This is a genomic window from Shewanella bicestrii (assembly GCF_002216875.1).
Lineage (GTDB): Bacteria > Pseudomonadota > Gammaproteobacteria > Enterobacterales > Shewanellaceae > Shewanella > Shewanella seohaensis.
The window spans coordinates 3,721,327-3,738,881 of the sequence record NZ_CP022358.1; the positions used below are offsets into that span (position 1 = coordinate 3,721,327).

A 17,555-nucleotide genomic window follows, 5' to 3' on the forward strand; every position below is an offset into this window, starting at 1 on the left:
CTAAAGCCGAAATACTCAAAAAAAGCCAGCATTTTCGCTGGCTTTTTTTTACATTTTTAACATTGGTTATCCCTGCTAAATAAGGTAGTGTACTCGGCCAAAATACCCAGCATGGGTGCCGCTTTCAAATGGGGATAAGTTTGCTAGGCCACAGAGCCTAAACTTGCCAGCCTGCGCCGCATCCAAGCCACAAATAAAGTAAATCGTTGAAGGATTGAAGTCGTGAATTTGTTCAAAGCCAGCCTAGTTGCCATCACCTGCTCGGCACTCATGTCGTGCGCCGTCCAAAGTCCGTTAAATACGGGCCCAAGGGATGCAAGCCCCTATATCAGCCAATATCAGGCGAGCTTACGTTCACAGGTGATTTCGAATGTGCATTATGAGCTGGATTTTCAACTGACTGGCGACACTGAGTTTAGTGCAACGACTAAGGTCAACTTCAATCTCAGCGAAGTGCCCAAGCAATTGAGCCTCGATTTGAACAAAGCACAAATTAAGCGCTTTTTGATCAACGGCACTGCGGTTTACCCCAACTACAACGGCGCCTATATCAGCCTGAATACTCGTTTGCTGTCCTCGGGTGACAACACCATTGAAGTGCAATTTACTCGCCCCCACAGCACCAACGGTGAAGGCTTACACCGTTTCCAAGACCCAGTCGATGGCAAGGTCTACCTGTATTCACACTTCGAACCTGCCGCTGCGCAGCAAATGTTTGCGGTGTTCGACCAACCCGACTTGAAAGCCAACTATAAAATCAGCGTAACCGCGCCGAAGGACTGGCAAGTGATCAGTACCATGCGCGAGTCCTCAGTCACACCAGCTGGGGCTATGAATCGTTGGGAGTTTCCTGAAACGCCTAAGTTAAGCCCTTATAATTTCTCGATGCATGCTGGTCCGTACCATATGTGGCAGGACAACTCTGGCCGCTATCCGATGCGCCTGTTCGCGCGCCAATCTGTGGCTAACCAAGTCACGCCTGAGGATTGGTTTACCTATACCAAACAAGGCTTAACCTTCTTTGATGCCTATTTCGGTATTCCTTATCCCTTTAAGAAGTACGACCAACTTTTAGTGCCTGATTTCCTCTACGGCGCGATGGAAAACGCTGGCGCCATCACTTTCGCCGAAGATCGTTTCCTCCACAAAGCCGCTATGACCGCCGAGCAAAAACAAAGCTTAGCCGGCGTTATCATGCATGAAATGGCGCACCAATGGTTTGGCGATCTGGTCACCATGAAGTGGTGGAATGGTTTGTGGCTAAACGAGAGTTTTGCCTCCTTTATGGGTACGCTCGCGACTCAAGAGGCTACCGAGTTCACCAATGCCTGGCGCAGCTTTTACGCTCAAGGCAAACAACGCGCCTATGAGCAAGACAGCCTAGTGACCACACATCCTATCGAAGTGCCCGTGGCGACCACGCAAAACGCCTTCGATAATATCGATGCCATCACCTATCAAAAAGGCGCCTCGACCCTCAAGCAGTTGCGCCATTTACTCGGCGATCTAGTGTTCCAGCGAGGCGTGAGTAACTACTTAAAGCAATACAGCTATCAAAATGCCGAGCTAGATGACTTTATCAATAGCCTAGCTAAATCGGCGGGCCGTGACTTAAGCGCCTGGACGAAAGATTGGCTCTACAGCGCAGGGGTTAACACTATTAAGGCCGAATACCGCTGTGACGGTAACCGCATCAGCGATTTTAGCCTGTTGCAGTATCCTGCAAGCAGCGAGTTGCCTACACTCAGGGAGCAAAAAGTCCAAATCGCCCTGTTCACTAAGGGACGTTTCGATTTAAGACATGAGACTACGGTAGCCGTCACCTACAAGGGTGAGCGCACCGAGGTGAAGCAATTAGTCGGCGAGCGTTGTCCGGATTTGGTTTACCCCAACTACGATGACTGGGGCTTTGTAAAGGTGCAACTCGATGACAAATCCTTCGACACCGCCAAGCAACAGTTAAGCCGTGTTACAGATCCATTGCTGCGCTCTATGCTTTGGCAAAGCCTGTGGGACAGCGTGCGTGAAGGCAACCTGAGCCTAGATCAATACTTAAGCACAGTGTTCGTCAACGCCCCTGCGGAAAATGACTACACTGTGGTCGGCCAGATTATTTCGACTCTGCTGCGCAGCAAAGAATACCTCGCGCAAATCGCGCCGATTCAGCAAAACTATGCTGAAAATGCTGTCAAAGGCTTAGCGCAAATGAGCCTTCGCAAAACCATGGAGAGCCGAGGCGACAATGACTTCCAGCGCCGCTGGTTCAATGCCTATATTCAGTTAGCGGGCGATCGCGACAGTCTGCGCCACTTAGCGCAATTACTGGATGGCACAACCAAAATCAAAGGCTTAACCCTAGACCAAGATCTCCGCTGGGCCATCATCACTCAGCTGAATCGCTATGACTTCCCGAATGCGCAGCAACGTATTACCCAGGAAGCCGCCCGCGATAACTCGGATTCGGGTGAAAAGGCCGCATTGGCCGCACAGGTTATCCGTCCAGAGGCTGCTGCCAAACGCCGCTGGTTGAGCAAAGTGCACGCCGACGCCCTGCCGTTTGCCAAACAGCGGATTATTATGGAAAACCTCTATCCTGCTGAACAGAAACTGCTAAGCGCCGCCACCGCGGAAGAGCGCCTCGCTAACTTGGCGGACATGGATAAGAAAGGCCCAGTGTTTATGCGTAGCTACAGCCGCAACCTTATCCCAACCGACTGTAATTACACCAGTATTGCCGCCTTGGATAAGGTATTAGATACCCAAACAGGATTATCTAACCTAACGCGCCGTACGCTGTTAGAAACCCGACAAACCGAGCAACGTTGCGTACTAATCAAAAATAAAATGACCCATTGATAATAGCTCATAAAAAGAGGCTCAATTGAGCCTCTTTTTGATCGGGTTACTCGATACGCCGAGAAGGCAATTCTTGGTAGAACTGCAGCAACTCTTCGAGCGCCAAAGGTTTAGCGTAAAAATATCCCTGATGTTGATAAACCCCTTTCGCGGCTAAGTACTCCACTTGCGCCTGAGTTTCAACGCCTTCGGCCACCATATCCATATGCGACTCACGGCCAAAGGCGATAATGGCATCGAGTACCGCGCCTTTTAAATCCTGCGTGCCTATGGTATCGGTAAACATCTTGTCGATTTTGATGCTGTTAATCCCTAGCCGCTGCAAATAACTAAAACCACCAAAGCCAGTGCCAAAATCATCCAATTTAAAGTCATGGCACAGGGGTAATACCGCCTTCATTTCGGCGAGGGCCAGCTCAAATTGGGTGATGGGCTTACGCTCTGTCAGCTCAAAGGCGATACGTTTAACCCTGTGGTCGCTATGGCTGGAGAACCATTTGCTCAATAACCCCGACTCGAGGTGCTGGGCGACGATATTAACGCTGACCCAGCCTTTGAGCTGAGGCAAGTCCTGATATACCTGCTCGAGGATAAGATCGGTGATCGGCAAAATTAAGCCCGAATCTTCGGCGTAGGGAATAAACTGGTTCGGTTGAACGAGCACGCCATCGAATCGGCGCCAGCGGACTAACATCTCTTGGCCGACCACCTCTCCGGTGCGGCAATCGATAATCGGTTGATAATAAGGAATAAACTCTTTTCGGCTGATGCCTTTTTGGATGAGCATCCCCAGCGACACCCGCGCCGATTGCCAATTCCAATAAAAAATCACCGCAAGGAAAGATACTATCAAGGCAACCACAAATAGCACAACGGCTACGTGTGAGGCTTCTCGCCAGTAAAGTGTATCCCCCGCTCTTAAGGTCAAGGTCACATCTAACACGTTGATATAACGAGAGTCCTCAATAAATACGTTCTCTGTTTCTAGCCGCTCAACGCCCCGCTCTAGGGAAGAAAGGCCTTGATAACCAACCAATAGTTGATAACAACCTAGGCACAGATTTGACAGGGTTTCGTTATAGACAGAGCTATTGGTGAGCACGACTAACTTTTGTTCGCCCAAATGGAACACATAACCAATGCTGCGGGCCCTATCGTTAGCCGCCACTGTCGTGGCAATATCCACTCGATGTGAATCGAAATATAAACTTCGAGAACGGTCGAACTGATAATTAACCGGAGGCCCTATATTGGAGCATTGCTTGCCGTCTACCAATTCTAACTGAATGAAACGAACGATCGCGGGGCTTAAGGATGGGCTATTTAGCAGCGCGATATCGTCGGTATCGCAGGTAAAAGATAATTCGCTGAAGGCCTGCGCGACATTTGTCGCTTCAAATCCATCGAGCCCATTGGCAAACGAAGTCGCAATAATATCTAAATCATCGCTGAATCTTTTTTCCATGCTGTAACGGGTCAACCAAGGTTGCATCGCACATGCCAGCAGTATGGGCAAAATAAAGATAAGGCAGGTATGTAACCAGGGATTAAGGCTCCAGCGAGGAAAATTCCATTTCATATTATTCCGCTCATTTGCATTCATCAGCACTGATTTGTACTAACTTACTGTTATATCAGAGTATGCCTGATATCCGCTGAAAGCTGTGCAACAAATCAAATTAGTCATCTTACAGGAGTAAACTCCTATTTGGGCAATATCGCCAATTTACCAAGATGACAGCCAATCCGAGGTGTAACCAATTTAAACACATAAAAAAATTGGTGACTTATCAATTCATGCTTTCACATTTTCAGCCGCTATACTCTATTGACGTTAGACAGCTAACGGAATTTAAAGGAATTACATATGAGATCAACACTCAAAACCCGCCTACTCTTTAGTAGTCTTTTCGCCGTTCTCATTACTGTTGCAGTGCTGGTAAGCATTTCAAGCTATTTCATCCGCAATAACGCCTTAGAAAATACCCAACATGAAATTGATCAACTGGCGAACACCTTTGCCGAAGGGATAGGCCTGTGGATGCAAGATCGCAAAATGGCGATTACCAGTCTTAAAAAAACCATTGAAGCCGATCCCAATGTGCAGATCACGCCCTATTTATTACAAGCCCATAATGGCATGGGATTCGCGCTGACCTATTTTGGCGATGAACAAGGCAACATGTACCGCCAAGATCCCGCGCTAAACACGGCTAACTATGATCCCAGAGTTCGTCCTTGGTATATGGACGCCAAAGCCGCCAATGCGATGGTGATGACGGCGCCCTATGTTAGCGCCACCTTGAAAAAACAAGTGGTAACCATTGCCGAGCCTGTGATGGTCTCGGGTAGCCTATTCGGGGTGGCCGCAGCAAACCTCACGATAGACCAGCTCACCGATGCGGTTCAGCGCCTTCAAGTCCCAGGTAAAGGCTACACCTTAATGGTAGACAAGACAGGACTTATCATCAGCCATCCCAATAGCCAGCTCAACAATCAACAGTTGAACACCATAGATAAAGACTTTACCCCCAGCTGGTTATCCCAACGGGCAAATGCCAATACCTTAGAAGAGCGTGAACTCGGCGGCGAAACTCAACTCATTTATGTGGCAGCAATACCGTCCACCGATTGGGAGTTGATTTTCGTGATGAACAAAGAGGAGATCATGTCGCAGGCCACCACACTCGCTTGGTGGATGTCCGCCGTCGGTGCCGCGTTACTGGTCCTCTTCGGCTTGGTCCTCGTGGCTATCTTCAAAATTCAATTTAAAGACCTAGAACGCGTAGCCTTGGCACTCAATGATATTGCCGAAGGGGATGGCGACCTGACAGTGAGAATTCACACAGCCAACAGCCACGACGAGATTGGTATCTTGGCCTCGGGCTTTAACCGCTTCGTCGAGCGCCTGCATGGCATGATCTCCAGAATGCACAAGATTGCTGGTCAACTGGAATATCAAGCCCAGGGCAGCAGTGCATCTGCCACGGATAATAGCCAGCGCATCGCCGTGCAGCAGGATGAAGTCACCATGGTGGCGACCGCTGTCACTGAGATGGCTAGCGCCACCGAAGAGATTGCTAGCAACGCCGAGCATACCGCGCAAACGGCACAAGACGCGGTTGGTTTGTCGAACCACGGCCAAAAACAAGTGATGCAGAGTCAGCAATCGATTCGCAACTTAGCCAATGAGGTCGAAACCGCGGGCCGTATTATCAGCGAGTTGAACGAACACTCGCAAAAAATTAATAGCATCCTGCTCACCATCAGTGGCATTGCCGAACAAACCAACTTGTTGGCGTTAAACGCCGCCATTGAAGCCGCCCGCGCCGGTGAACAAGGTCGCGGCTTTGCCGTGGTGGCCGACGAGGTGCGCGTGTTGTCGCAGCAAACTCACTCCTCGACCCAAGAAATTCAGGCGATGATCGAAACCTTACAGCAAACTGCGGGTAAGGCGGTTAAATCTATGACTCAAAGCCATGATATGGCTGAAACCAGTGTCGCCGACGCCAACTCGGCCAGTGAGAGCCTGCTACAGATCAGCAAAGCCATTAATGAGATCTCAGATATGGCGAGTCAGATTGCCACCGCCGCAGAGGAACAAACCTCGGTCACCAGCGAAATTAACCGTAATACCGAGTCGATTCGCGAAGTTTCTGAAAACCTCTCCATCGAGGCGCAAAGCTCTATGGTACAAGCGCAGGAATTGGCTCATTTAGCCGCCTCGCTGCAACAGGAAGTCGGCCGCTTTAAGCTATAAATGCGCCAAGGGCTTATACCCTAATAACGCATCGCCACGCGATAAAAAATCCCCGATAATCTTGAGCTTATCGGGGATTTTTTTATAAAGATGACACTAGCGCTTCAACGCCTCTCGATGGGGTTGGATTAAAGGCTCGAAATAGCTGGTCTTTAAGCCTTGATAACCCATTTCAATCCGATTACCGCCATTACGCTTCGCCTTGTACATCGCCGTATCGGCGCAGGACAACAGTTGTTTTTCATCCCTGCCATGCTCGGGATAGAGGGCAATTCCAATGCTCGGCAAAATATGGACCTGTTGATTAACCAGCTCAAAGGGCTGGTTAAGCACTTCTAGGATCTTTTGGGCGACGAGCAAGGTATTCTGCGCCGAATCGACACGCTCAAGCAGGATCACAAACTCATCGCCACCAAAACGGGCAACCGTATCCGAGTTTCTCACGCATCCCAAGATCCGCTGGGCGGTGATTTGTAGCAGGAGATCGCCCACACCATGACCATAGGTATCATTCACCCATTTAAACTTGTCTAAGTCCAAATAGAGTAAGGAGAAATAGCTCGACTCACGATTCGCGCGTGATAGCGCCTTTTGGAATCTGTCATAAAACAACTCACGATTAGGCAAATGGGTGAGTTGGTCATAAAGTGCAATATGCTCTAACCGCGCCAACATCTGCCGCCGCTCAATCGCAAAAGCGACTTGGGTCGACACAAACTCCAGTAACTCACAATCCTGCTGAGTGTAAGCCCGAGAATCAGGGGTACTGTGCATAATCAAGGCGCCGATAATGCCCTTCTGCAATGTTAGCGGCACGCCAAGCCAACTTATGGCTTGCGGATTTTCTTGCTGATTTTTTTGCGGGCCTACTTGCGAATAACAAAGCTCACTTTCAACCGCAGAAACAGGCCGAGTCATGGGGCAAAGCAGCATAGACTCTGCGCTTTGGATCACTTGCTCGGTAAAATGATCGAAACTGGCGGATTGCGCCGGATTTTGCTCCCCCGCCAACACACGATAGGGAAAATCTAACTCATTAAGATCGGCATCATACAGCGCGATAGCAAAATTATCCGTCGGTAACAGTTTGGCTAGGATCTGGTGAATGCGTCGATACAGTGCGAGGAGATCTTCGGTAACATGCACCGCCTCAGAAATCTCATACAGCGCAGCCTGGCGCCGCTCGGCGGCTTTGCTTTTAGTGATATCGCGAGCGACGGCAATCCGCTGCTGGCGATCCTCAGACCAACGGGCAGACCAGAGAATATCGACCAGTGAGCCATCTTTACGAACATAACGATTTTCAAAATCGAGCTTATAACTGCCCGCCATAATGTCATTGGCGGCGGCCAGTGTGCGTTCTCTATCTTCTGGATACACAAGATCTAACATCTGCATCCCCAGCATTTCATCTGGGGTATAACCAAAAATACGCTCGGCGCCCGCACTGACAAACTCGAAGCGCCCGGTTTTATCGACGACGCAGATAGCATCTAATAACAAATCAACAAATTGGCTTAGGGAAGTATAACCATCGTTTTTCACACAACTCTCCAACTATGCCGAGGGTTTATTTACGTCATGAGGCCCATTAACAAACCGGGGAAATCCCCGCCATTAAAGTCCAAAACACAGAATAACATACTATTAGAGTAGGTTAATTACCATGACAGTTCCAAGCTAAATCCAGCGCAATCTCGCCCGCATACTGATAAAAGCCAGCGGTGGATTTGACGGACACAAACCGATTTAAGCACAATACCCTAAAGGGCGATGGCATAAGTCGCCCACTTATGCCTCATTCCAGTGTTTAGCCAGTTAAGTAGGAGTATGTTTGACGTCGTTCCAGTCCCCTCCCCATAGCGCGCGACAATTACGTCTCGGGCTTGCCATGTGGTCGCATAACCATTGGCAAGAAAGTGTTTATGGTTCAAGCACTAAACAAGCTGAAAGACTTGCCCGCTATGCCAGTATCTTCAATACAGTGGAAGGCAACACCAGCTTTTACGCGACGCCAAATGCGCAAACAGTGATGAATTGGCACAGCGCTACTCCCGATGATTTTCGCTTTACCTTCAAACTGCCACAAACCATCACCCATCAAAAGCAGTTGCAGGATTGTCAGCAGGAGTTATTGGCCTTCTTCCAAGTGATGTCACCCTTGGTTGAAAAAACCGGCTTGTGGAAAATTCAGCTCCCCGCCTCATTCGGCCCCGAACAGTTGCCGGTGTTAGCAGGTTTTTTTGATCTTTTACCGCAAGGTTTAAGCTATGGCGTAGAGGTTCGCCATTTAGCCTTTTTTGCCAAGGGAGACGCCGAGCGAGCGCTAAATCGCCTGTTGATGGATAGACAAATCAATCGCATCATCATGGACAGTCGGCCACTGTTTGCCTTGCCGCCCGCCAACGAAGCGATCATCGATGCCCATAAGAAAAAGCCACAGGTGCCCGTTCACGCTATCGCGACCGCCCATACGCCCGTGGTGCGTTTTATTGGCCAAACGGATGGCACGATTGAAGCCTTGGCGGCGAGTAACGATAAATTGCAGGTGAAGAATAACGATAGCTTTTTTAACAACTGGCTAAGGCAACTCGCACTCTGGATAAAAGAGGGGCGCGAGCCTTATCTGTTTATTCATACGCCCGATAACCAGACCGCGCCCGAATTAGCGGTACGTTTATACCAGCAGTTGCAGCAACAACTGGCCGATGAAATCAGCTTGCCCACTATTCAGTTGCATAAAGCGTTGGCAGAGTCTGCCGCGCAGATGCAACTGACGTGGTAAAAGGAATTTAGCTTAACCCCAGAGCGCGTTAGCCAAGATAAACACCAATGCAGATAAGAGCATGGTAATCGGCAGTGTCAGTACCCAAGCTAATAAAATCTGCTTAATGGTTTGGCTTTGTAAGCCTGAGCGATTGGCCACCATAGTGCCCGCCACCGCCGAAGACAGAATATGGGTGGTTGAAACCGGCATTCCCGTCACGCTGGCGATCCCAATCGATGCCGCCGCCGTCACCTGCGCCGCAATTCCTTGGCTGTAGGTCATCCCCGAGGAGCCTATCTTCTCACCGACGGTATAAACAATGCGGCGCCAACCCACTAAGGTGCCACAGCCCAAGGCCGTCGCAATGGCTACTATCACCCACAAAGGCGCGTATTCGGTTGACTTAGTTAAGTCCTTACGCCATTTATTGAGTGATGTTAACTCCTTGGCGGGTAAGTCTAATTTTGCCACTTTGCGCGCAGTATCATCGATACACAGCAGCAAGCGACGCACTTCACGACGTTCTTCGACACTCATCTCTTGAAAACTGCTGGCCTTATCTAAACGGCGATCGAGTAGCGACATGGCCGGTAATACGGTTTGTGCCGAGCAGTGGCTCAGTAAAGTATCAGTCACATTCACTTGTGCTTTAATATCCACCAGATCGCTAATCACAGCTTGATTGCGACTGTAGATAGCCATAATGCGGCGGTTAGCATCCTGTGTTCTTTCTAAATCATAGGATTGGCTACTCATGTCGAGGGCAAAATACGCCGGCGCCATACAGATCAGCACCAGCATCACTAAACCAATGCCCTTTTGGCCATCGTTAGAACCGTGGGCAAAGCTCACCCCCATGGCCGAGGCTATCAAACTGACGCGCGCCCAGAACGGCGGGTGACGTTTGCCATTAATCTGAAACTGTTCATCGGGGGTGCGGTGGATCTTGTGCTTTTGCCACACGAACTTCATTAGCAACAACAGTATCCCCGCCAGCACAAACCCCAGCGTGGGCGAAATGATCAACGACAGCATAATCTGCGTGGCTTTAGTAAGATTAATGCCGTGCAGTACAGGTTCATTGTGTATCCAGGCGAATGCGCCGCCAACACCCATAATCGAGCCAATCAGGGTATGGGAACTGGAGGCCGGAATGCCAAAATACCAAGTCCCTAAGTTCCAAATAATGGCCGAAAAGAGCAGTGAGAACACCATCAACAGCCCTTGGGTTGAATCCATTCCCAGTAAAGAATCGACGGGCAAGAGATGCACTATGGCGTAGGCGACGCCAAGTCCACCGAGCAGCACTCCGGCAAAGTTGAACAGGGCTGAAGAAATCACCGCGAGGTTGGCAGGCATAGCCTTGGTGTAGATGACTGTGGCAACAGCATTGGCGGTATCGTGGAAACCATTGATAAATTCGTAGGCCAGCACAAATAACACCGCCAGCACTAAAGCTACCGACCAACCCAGGTCGATAGAAGTCAATATCTCAAACATGAATCGCTAACCTATAACGAGGACGCCACAGATTACGCCTAAGGTTGGCCTCTTTGACAGTGAAAAATTATTTAGATTTGCAAAAAGTGAATCAGTCCTCAATAACTCCGTGTCAGGCTTGCATTTAACAAATCCGCTAATGCAAAAACGCCAGCACAAGGCTGGCGTTTTAAGATTTAAAACTGAGTCACGGCTTACTGCAGATGACCGGCGTTATGCAGCTCACGCTCGTTCACTGGTGGTGGTGTCCACTGGTACATCCAGGTCTCAGTTAATGGCTGACCATCTACCTCTAAGTAAACTCTGAGGTTAATCGGCTCAACGCTGTCTTCTGGCGGCACTAGGTCAAACATAGCGCGGTAACCGTTGATCGCATGTTGTGGGCGAGCAGATTCGATTTCAACACGACCCTGAGAGGTCGAAATCACCGCTTTTACTTGGGTATCTTTACCCAGCATAGGTAAGGAACCACCAGCAAAATCAATCACAAAGCGCTTGCTATAGTACTTACGCTTTTGACCAACCACACCACCAATACCAGTAAAGGTATCGACTACGCGGGCACGGGGTGATTGCACGGGTGGAATGCCGCCCCAGTACATGTTGTAGCTGTAGAGTAACTCTTGACCCGGCTGAATGGGTTCTGCAGGGTTCCAAAACGCCACGATATTGTCGAAGGTTTCATCCAGTGTTGGAATTTCCACTAACTGCACCGAACCTTTACCCCAGTTGCCAGTTGGCTCAATCCACAGGCTTGGACGCTTCTCGTAGAACACACCATCATCTTGATAATGGTCGAAGTTACGGTCGCGCTGCATTAAACCAAAACCCTTTGGATTCTCATCGCTATAGGCATTGAAACGCAGGTTGCTTGGGTTACCCAGCGGACGCCAAATCCATTCACCGTTACCCGTGTGCATGGCAAGACCGTCTGAATCGTGGATCTCTTGGCGCCAGTCGTAACCGGTGCGGCGATCGTTTTCACCCACCATGTACATACTGGTCAGTGGTGCAACGCCTAAACGTTCAATGGCCTTACGCGGGTAAATTGCCGCATCGACCTTCATTTTTAAACGCTCGCCCGGTTCGATATCAAAACGGTAAGCCCCTGTTACACTTGGTGAATCTAACAGAGCGTACACAGTCGCAATATTAGAACCCGGTTGTGGCTTCTCTAACCAGAAACGGGTAAACATAGGGAATTCTTCAGGCTTAGGCAGCGCAGTGTCGACCGCTAAACCACGGGCAGATAGACCATATTGCATTTCTTGACCTACGGCGCGGAAATAGCTGGCACCTAAGAAGGCGACCACGTCACGCTGCCAGTCGGTATTAAACTGCATTCTAAACCCAGCAAAACCTAGGTCTTTTGGTAGCTGGCTACCCTTTACCTTGGATTTACCGTAATCGAACATGGAAGACGAATATTCGATCAGCTTTGCCTTGCCATTTTCCAATTGGTAAATATGCACAGGCGTATCGAAGTACAGACCTAAGTGGAATAACTCGGCGCGAAACTCCGAATCATCCTCACGCCACAGGGCGGCTTTTTTCTTGAAATGAAACTGCTGGTAATCATCCCAGCTCATGCCCTGTAAGCTTTTTGGCAACTCGCCCTTATGGCTCACATAGGACTCAGCCGCCAACGTATGGGCATAGCCTTTCAACCAGGCGTAGCTAAACTCTTCTTCCTGCGGTGCGCTCGCCTTACCCGCTGCACAAGCAGATAAGCTTAACAACACGCTGCAGGTGAGTAGCACACTGCCCACCATGCGTTGTAAACGGCTACGGGTAGACTGAGCTTCCACCGACGGCATCACCATCGGCTCACGATTTAAATGTCTTTGTTCGGGAAATAAATTGGGTTGCATAAGCAGACTCTGATTTGGTGTAACTTCCTGACACTTCTCTGCAAAAGTAAGCAATATTGCAGTGACTGCCCTGTGGAGAACTGTTGATGACAGTGATAACCATACCTCTATCTCCATCAGTTCGCCAGAATCTAACATAATTTCGACGCAATGGAATATGTCACAGTGACAATATTCAATACTGACGCCAGTTTATGAAAATAGTATTAAAAAGGGCTGCAAAATGCAGCCCTTAGCAGTCATAAAACCAATGAGGTTAAGAGTTTGTATTCAGCACTGTTTTACGTTTGTTATGGGCAATAATCAAGGCCACTAAACACACCACGCCGACCGCAATCCCCACGGGTTGACTCAGTGATTGAGGCAAACCTAAACCAATACCCGCCGTCATGATGTAAGAGATGGTGACACAGGTTCCGGCAATCGCAGGCAAACTCACAATCCAATGGAAGCTGCCTCTATCGAACAGATACTTAGTCGCCAACCACAGCACGCTTGTCGATAACAGCATGTTTGAGAAGGCAAAATAACGCCAGATCAAGGAGAAGTCGATCTTAGTCATAAAGTAAGCGATAGTCAGGATAGGCGCCGCCACCAACAAACGGTTACGCATACTCTGTGGGATGTTAAAGGCGTCGATAATGGTGAGACGCAGCGATCTAAACGCAGTATCACCCGAGGTAATAGGGAATACAGCCACCGCAATAATTGCCATCACCCCGCCTAATACACCAAGATAGCTAGTAGCCACTTGGTTAACGACAAGGCCTGGACCACCTTGGTCGAGTAAGCTCTTAAGCTCAACATAACCACCCGGGAAGGCCGCAATACCCGCAGTTGCCCACACGCAAGCCACAACACCTTCAGCCACCATAGCGCCATAGTAAACAGGGCGAACGTATTTCTCGTTGGTCAGGCAGCGCGCCATGATAGGTGCTTGAGTCGAGTGGAAACCACTGATAGCACCACAGGTAATAGTCACAAACAGCAATGGCCAAATCGGTAAACCGTCTGGGTTTGGCTCGAGCAAGTCATTGTTGTAATGGCTGTGGTTGAAGTAAGCAAACACATCGCCCATTTCGGGTAACTGTGGCGCGCTGATCAGCAGAGCAACCGCAATCGAAGTGGTCATAACGATCATCAACAGACCAAAAGCGGGATACAGCTTAGTGATGATCTTATCGATTGGCAGCATAGTGGCTAAGAAGTAATAAGCCAAAATCACTAACACCCAGAAGGTGTTATTGCCAAAAATGGTATCTTTAAAATAGTCGAGGTTACTTAACAGACCCGCAGGGCTCATGATGAACACCACGCCCACGAAGAACAGTAACATCGCAGTAAACAGCAGCATCACGCCTTTAAAGTAGACATTAAAGTAGTGACCAGCGATTTCTGGCAGGCTCTTACCGTCTTCTTTAATGCTTAACACTCCCGAGAAATAGTCGTGTACCGCGCCGCCAATAATGTTACCTAACACAATCCAGAGTAAGGCGACTGGACCATATAAAGCACCTAGGATAGGACCAAAAATCGGGCCGACCCCGGCTACGTTTAAGAATTGAATCAAAAACGCTTTGGCGGGGTGAACGGGCACATAGTCCACACCGTCTTCGAATCTTGCTTGGGGTGTTTGCGCTTTAGGATCAATCCCTGCTTGGTGCTCAACAAATGGGCTATAAAACTTGTATGCCAGCACTAAGAGCGCAAGGCATAAGAAGAAAATAAACATTATTTAATTATCCATACTTTAGTAGGAGGTGATTAAATGGAGAGTTTCATTGAGTTAGCCAATGAGGTCAAGCCATCAGGTACTAGACTAAAGTCGGGTTGATAAATCTAAATTTACGATAAAACACGTATATCTAAATAGATTTATTAAATAATGTATCGGCTCTCAATATGCCAAAATCTCAGATTAAGGGCTTTAAGCCTTTGGTTAGCGTGACGGTTTAAGCATCAGCGCAGCACAAACTCCAACAAAGGCGCCACATCGTCTGCCTCTTGAATGAGTCTGTCCATCTTTACAAACCCATGGCGCAGCAACACCCGCTGGGACGCTAGATTATGCTGTGCTACATGGGCAAAAAGCGGCCTTGAGGTCACTAAAGGTAAAAAGGTACTTAAGGTTAAGGTTGCGACCCCACGCCCCCAAAATGCGCGGTCAATCCAGTAACCAATCATCGCCTGACCATCCATATGCCAATGGCCAATATTGCCAACCAGCAAGCCATCGACCTCTATCCCCCGTGCCAGTACCGACGCCTGTCCGAGAATATTTTGCTGCCAATGAAGGTAAAATGCCTCACGATCCCGAGAGGGAAATTGCGCCAATTGGGATGCTATCGGATCCTGTTGATGGGTGAAGATCAACTCCAGATCGTCTTGTCCTATGGGCCTCAATGTCACATTCGATACTCGTGTTTGCTTATCCATCCTATATCCCTATTCGATTTAATTTAGTGCCACTTTATTTTGACATTCGCCGCTAGCTAAAAAAATGGGCGCATAACCCAAGCAGAGGTTAGCGCCCTAAGAGGCAAAACAACATCATTAAAACTAACAAAATCACATTAAGGTGGAGAGGGTTAACGCAAATTCAGCACATCACTCTCGAACACTAACTGAAGATCACAGCAAATACGGGCGCGCCCAGCACCATGGCGATTCCGATAAAAATCATGGTCAAACTGGCAATAACGCCCTCTTGCTGGCCTAACTCACTGGCTTTTGCGGCGCCCGCACCGTGGGCCGAAGCACCTAATGCCACGCCTTTACCTAAAGACGTACGAATGTGCATCAGCTTGAACAGCGGCTCACATACCAACATGCCGATAATCCCGGTGATGAGCACCATCATGGCGGTCAGTTCTGGCACACCGCCAAAGGCGCTTGTCGCCTCCATCGCAAAGGGCGTAGATACCGAACGCACCAACAAGCTCTTAGACAGCTCGACCGGCAGTGGCACAAATTTCACTAACAGCCAGCTAGAAATCATGCCGAGCAACAATCCTGCTATCACCCCAAGGGCAATGGTCAGCGGATATTGGCGAATGAGCTTACGCTCCCGATAAATAGGCAAGGCAAATGCGATTGTCGCAGGTGCTAACATCGCCATTAACCAATGGGTGTATTCAAAATAAGTCGGCAGTGGAATATCGAGATTAAACACCAAGAGCGTGATCACCACGGGTGCAAGTACAATCGGCGCCAACCACCACACACGGTGTAGCCTATATAAACGCTTGGCCGCAAAGTAACAGAATAGCGTTAATAACAAGCTGATAAGTGCCAATCCCGTCTGCGAAAACAGTAATTCAGAAATCGCTGCTGGGCTTAAGTTAAGGCTCGACATTAGGCGGCCTTAGCATGGCGACGAGCATGCTTTTTGATATTGAGTTGACGCTCGAAACGAAATACTCGGTCAACCACAAATCCCGTGCCCACCATCACGCACACACTGCCCATGACTAAGGTGAAGAGAATATTCACCCCATATTGCTCAAACAGGCCTTCGTACTTGATAACAGAGATCACTGGCGGAATAAAAAACAGCAGTAACTCACCAATCAACCAAGCGGCACCAAGCTGCACCGCATTTTCAGGGATTAACTTAGTCGCGAGTAAAATCAGTAAGATACCTAATCCCAACACACTACCAGGCACAGGTAAATGCGCCCAAGTGGCGAACCAATGGCAGGCGAAAGACAATAAACAAAAGAGGCCAATTTGAGTTAACAATAAAGCCCCATGACGGCATCGACGTATTGCGGCTTGTAGGAAAGACATGCGGTTTCTCGATTTACACTAAAGTTGCTATGGGAATATTTTAGGCTTGTCTATTCAATAAAAAAAATGAATATTAAGCATGTAATCCATGAATTTTAAGAATGTATTATCGAGGCGAGAATGGATCTTAAAGTGCTGCGTTATTTTATCGAGATCATCGATGCCGGCGGTTTTGGTAAGGCCAGCGAAAAGGTTCACCTCACCCAACCCGCCCTCTCCAAGGCGCTGCGCCAATTAGAGGAAGAACTCGATCTGGTACTACTCGAGCGCGGCAAACGTGGCACTCAGGTTAAGCTCACCCAAGCGGGAGAAGTGGTCTATCGCCATGGCAAGGAGTTGCTCGCTGGGCGACAACGCATGCTGGCCGAACTCAGTGCCCAGCGCAGTTTAACCGCAGGCGAATTGAAACTCGGTCTTGCGCCACTCGGCAGTGCTGAGATTTTTGCTCCTATCATTGCCAAATATCGCCAGCAATATCCGCAAATTGATATGCACCTGCTGGTGCGCGGCGGCGTGGAGCAAACCTTAGCGATTCAAAAGGGTGAAATTGAACTGGCCACCGGGATTATCAACTTCGACGATGGTTACCACGGCATTCGGGTGTTTAACGATCCCATGGTGGTGGTGCTGCCCAAGGAGAATCCCCTCACCTCACGACCAATGCTGTCGATCCACGACTTAGTCGACGAGCCACAAGTGATGTTTGAAACCGAATATACTTTGTATCAACTGGTGTTAACCGCTTGCCAACACGCCGGATTTACCCCTAAAAACATCACTCGAGTCAGCCAAGCCGACTTCGGGATCGCCCTTGTGGCGGCGGGCACGGGTGTGATGATACTGCCGCGCTCTATCGCGCGGCGTTACAGCGTATCTGGGGTGGTGAATATTCCATTGGCAAGCGATGAACTGCGCTGGGAGTTATCACTGTTTTGGCGCAAAGAACAAGTATTGTCCTTTGCGGCGCAGGCGATGATTGCGTTAGTGGAGAAACACTTAACGCAAAAGTAGC

At 49.1% G+C, this 17,555-nt stretch carries 12 protein-coding genes; 4 read left to right on the forward strand and 8 right to left on the reverse strand.

Annotation, left to right across the window (positions count from 1 at the left end; all coding sequences use genetic code 11):
* Window positions 1-222: 222 nt before the first annotated feature.
* A complete protein-coding gene (gene pepN, locus CF168_RS16310; RefSeq protein ID WP_089068348.1) occupies window positions 223-2,856 on the forward strand; it encodes an aminopeptidase N in 2,634 nt (877 codons plus the stop codon).
* A gap of 46 nt (window positions 2,857-2,902) precedes the next feature.
* Here pepN and CF168_RS16315 read toward each other — a convergent pair whose 3' ends face one another.
* Window positions 2,903-4,435: an EAL domain-containing protein gene (locus tag CF168_RS16315; protein WP_232015273.1), complete on the reverse strand. Its 1,533-nt coding sequence runs from the start codon at window positions 4,433-4,435 to the stop codon at window positions 2,903-2,905.
* Window positions 4,436-4,723: 288 nt separating this feature from the next.
* Between CF168_RS16315 and CF168_RS16320 the strand changes: the two genes are divergently transcribed.
* The gene (locus tag CF168_RS16320; RefSeq protein WP_089068350.1) at window positions 4,724-6,616 is read left to right on the forward strand and encodes a methyl-accepting chemotaxis protein; all 1,893 of its coding nucleotides are present in this window, start codon (window positions 4,724-4,726) and stop codon (window positions 6,614-6,616) included.
* Between the two features lie 96 nt (window positions 6,617-6,712).
* On the opposite strand, the gene CF168_RS16325 is transcribed toward CF168_RS16320, so the two are convergent.
* Window positions 6,713-8,161, reverse strand: coding sequence for a sensor domain-containing protein (locus tag CF168_RS16325; RefSeq protein ID WP_089068351.1), 1,449 nt, complete (start codon window positions 8,159-8,161; stop codon window positions 6,713-6,715).
* A 289-nt stretch (window positions 8,162-8,450) separates the two neighbouring features.
* On the opposite strand from CF168_RS16325, the gene CF168_RS16330 reads away from it, so the two are divergent.
* Window positions 8,451-9,401, forward strand: coding sequence for a DUF72 domain-containing protein (locus CF168_RS16330; RefSeq protein WP_430980677.1), 951 nt, complete (start codon window positions 8,451-8,453; stop codon window positions 9,399-9,401).
* A 12-nt stretch (window positions 9,402-9,413) separates the two neighbouring features.
* On the opposite strand, the gene CF168_RS16335 is transcribed toward CF168_RS16330, so the two are convergent.
* The 6 genes from CF168_RS16335 to CF168_RS16360 form a co-directional block, all read right to left on the reverse strand.
* The gene (locus tag CF168_RS16335) at window positions 9,414-10,883 is read right to left on the reverse strand and encodes an inorganic phosphate transporter (protein WP_089068353.1); all 1,470 of its coding nucleotides are present in this window, start codon (window positions 10,881-10,883) and stop codon (window positions 9,414-9,416) included.
* 194 nt (window positions 10,884-11,077) lie between these two features.
* A complete protein-coding gene (locus CF168_RS16340) occupies window positions 11,078-12,754 on the reverse strand; it encodes a glucan biosynthesis protein (protein WP_011716024.1) in 1,677 nt (558 codons plus the stop codon).
* A 256-nt stretch (window positions 12,755-13,010) separates the two neighbouring features.
* A complete protein-coding gene (locus CF168_RS16345) occupies window positions 13,011-14,486 on the reverse strand; it encodes a carbon starvation CstA family protein (RefSeq protein ID WP_089068354.1) in 1,476 nt (491 codons plus the stop codon).
* A gap of 227 nt (window positions 14,487-14,713) precedes the next feature.
* A complete protein-coding gene (locus CF168_RS16350; RefSeq protein ID WP_089068355.1) occupies window positions 14,714-15,190 on the reverse strand; it encodes a GNAT family N-acetyltransferase in 477 nt (158 codons plus the stop codon).
* Between the two features lie 184 nt (window positions 15,191-15,374).
* Window positions 15,375-16,109 (reverse strand): LrgB family protein, encoded by a 735-nt coding sequence (locus CF168_RS16355; RefSeq protein WP_011716021.1) that lies wholly within the window; start codon window positions 16,107-16,109, stop codon window positions 15,375-15,377.
* Window positions 16,109-16,543, reverse strand: coding sequence for a CidA/LrgA family protein (locus tag CF168_RS16360; protein ID WP_089068356.1), 435 nt, complete (start codon window positions 16,541-16,543; stop codon window positions 16,109-16,111). The genes CF168_RS16355 and CF168_RS16360 overlap by 1 nt, the downstream gene beginning before the upstream one ends.
* A gap of 120 nt (window positions 16,544-16,663) precedes the next feature.
* On the opposite strand from CF168_RS16360, the gene CF168_RS16365 reads away from it, so the two are divergent.
* A complete protein-coding gene (locus CF168_RS16365) occupies window positions 16,664-17,554 on the forward strand; it encodes a LysR family transcriptional regulator (protein ID WP_089068357.1) in 891 nt (296 codons plus the stop codon).
* Window position 17,555: the final 1 nt, after the last annotated feature.

Bases quoted from the DNA above. Each gene is read 5' to 3' on its own strand.
- CF168_RS16345 (WP_089068354.1), bottom strand. From the start codon at position 14,486: ATGTTTATTTTCTTCTTATGCCTTGCGCTCTTAGTGCTGGCATACAAG.
- CF168_RS16365 (WP_089068357.1), top strand. From the start codon at position 16,664: ATGGATCTTAAAGTGCTGCGTTATTTTATCGAGATCATCGATGCCGGC.
- CF168_RS16340 (WP_011716024.1), bottom strand. From the start codon at position 12,754: ATGCAACCCAATTTATTTCCCGAACAAAGACATTTAAATCGTGAGCCG.
- CF168_RS16320 (WP_089068350.1), top strand. From the start codon at position 4,724: ATGAGATCAACACTCAAAACCCGCCTACTCTTTAGTAGTCTTTTCGCC.
- CF168_RS16350 (WP_089068355.1), bottom strand. From the start codon at position 15,190: ATGGATAAGCAAACACGAGTATCGAATGTGACATTGAGGCCCATAGGA.
- CF168_RS16315 (WP_232015273.1), bottom strand. From the start codon at position 4,435: ATGAAATGGAATTTTCCTCGCTGGAGCCTTAATCCCTGGTTACATACC.
- CF168_RS16355 (WP_011716021.1), bottom strand. From the start codon at position 16,109: ATGTCGAGCCTTAACTTAAGCCCAGCAGCGATTTCTGAATTACTGTTT.
- CF168_RS16360 (WP_089068356.1), bottom strand. From the start codon at position 16,543: ATGTCTTTCCTACAAGCCGCAATACGTCGATGCCGTCATGGGGCTTTA.
- CF168_RS16335 (WP_089068353.1), bottom strand. From the start codon at position 10,883: ATGTTTGAGATATTGACTTCTATCGACCTGGGTTGGTCGGTAGCTTTA.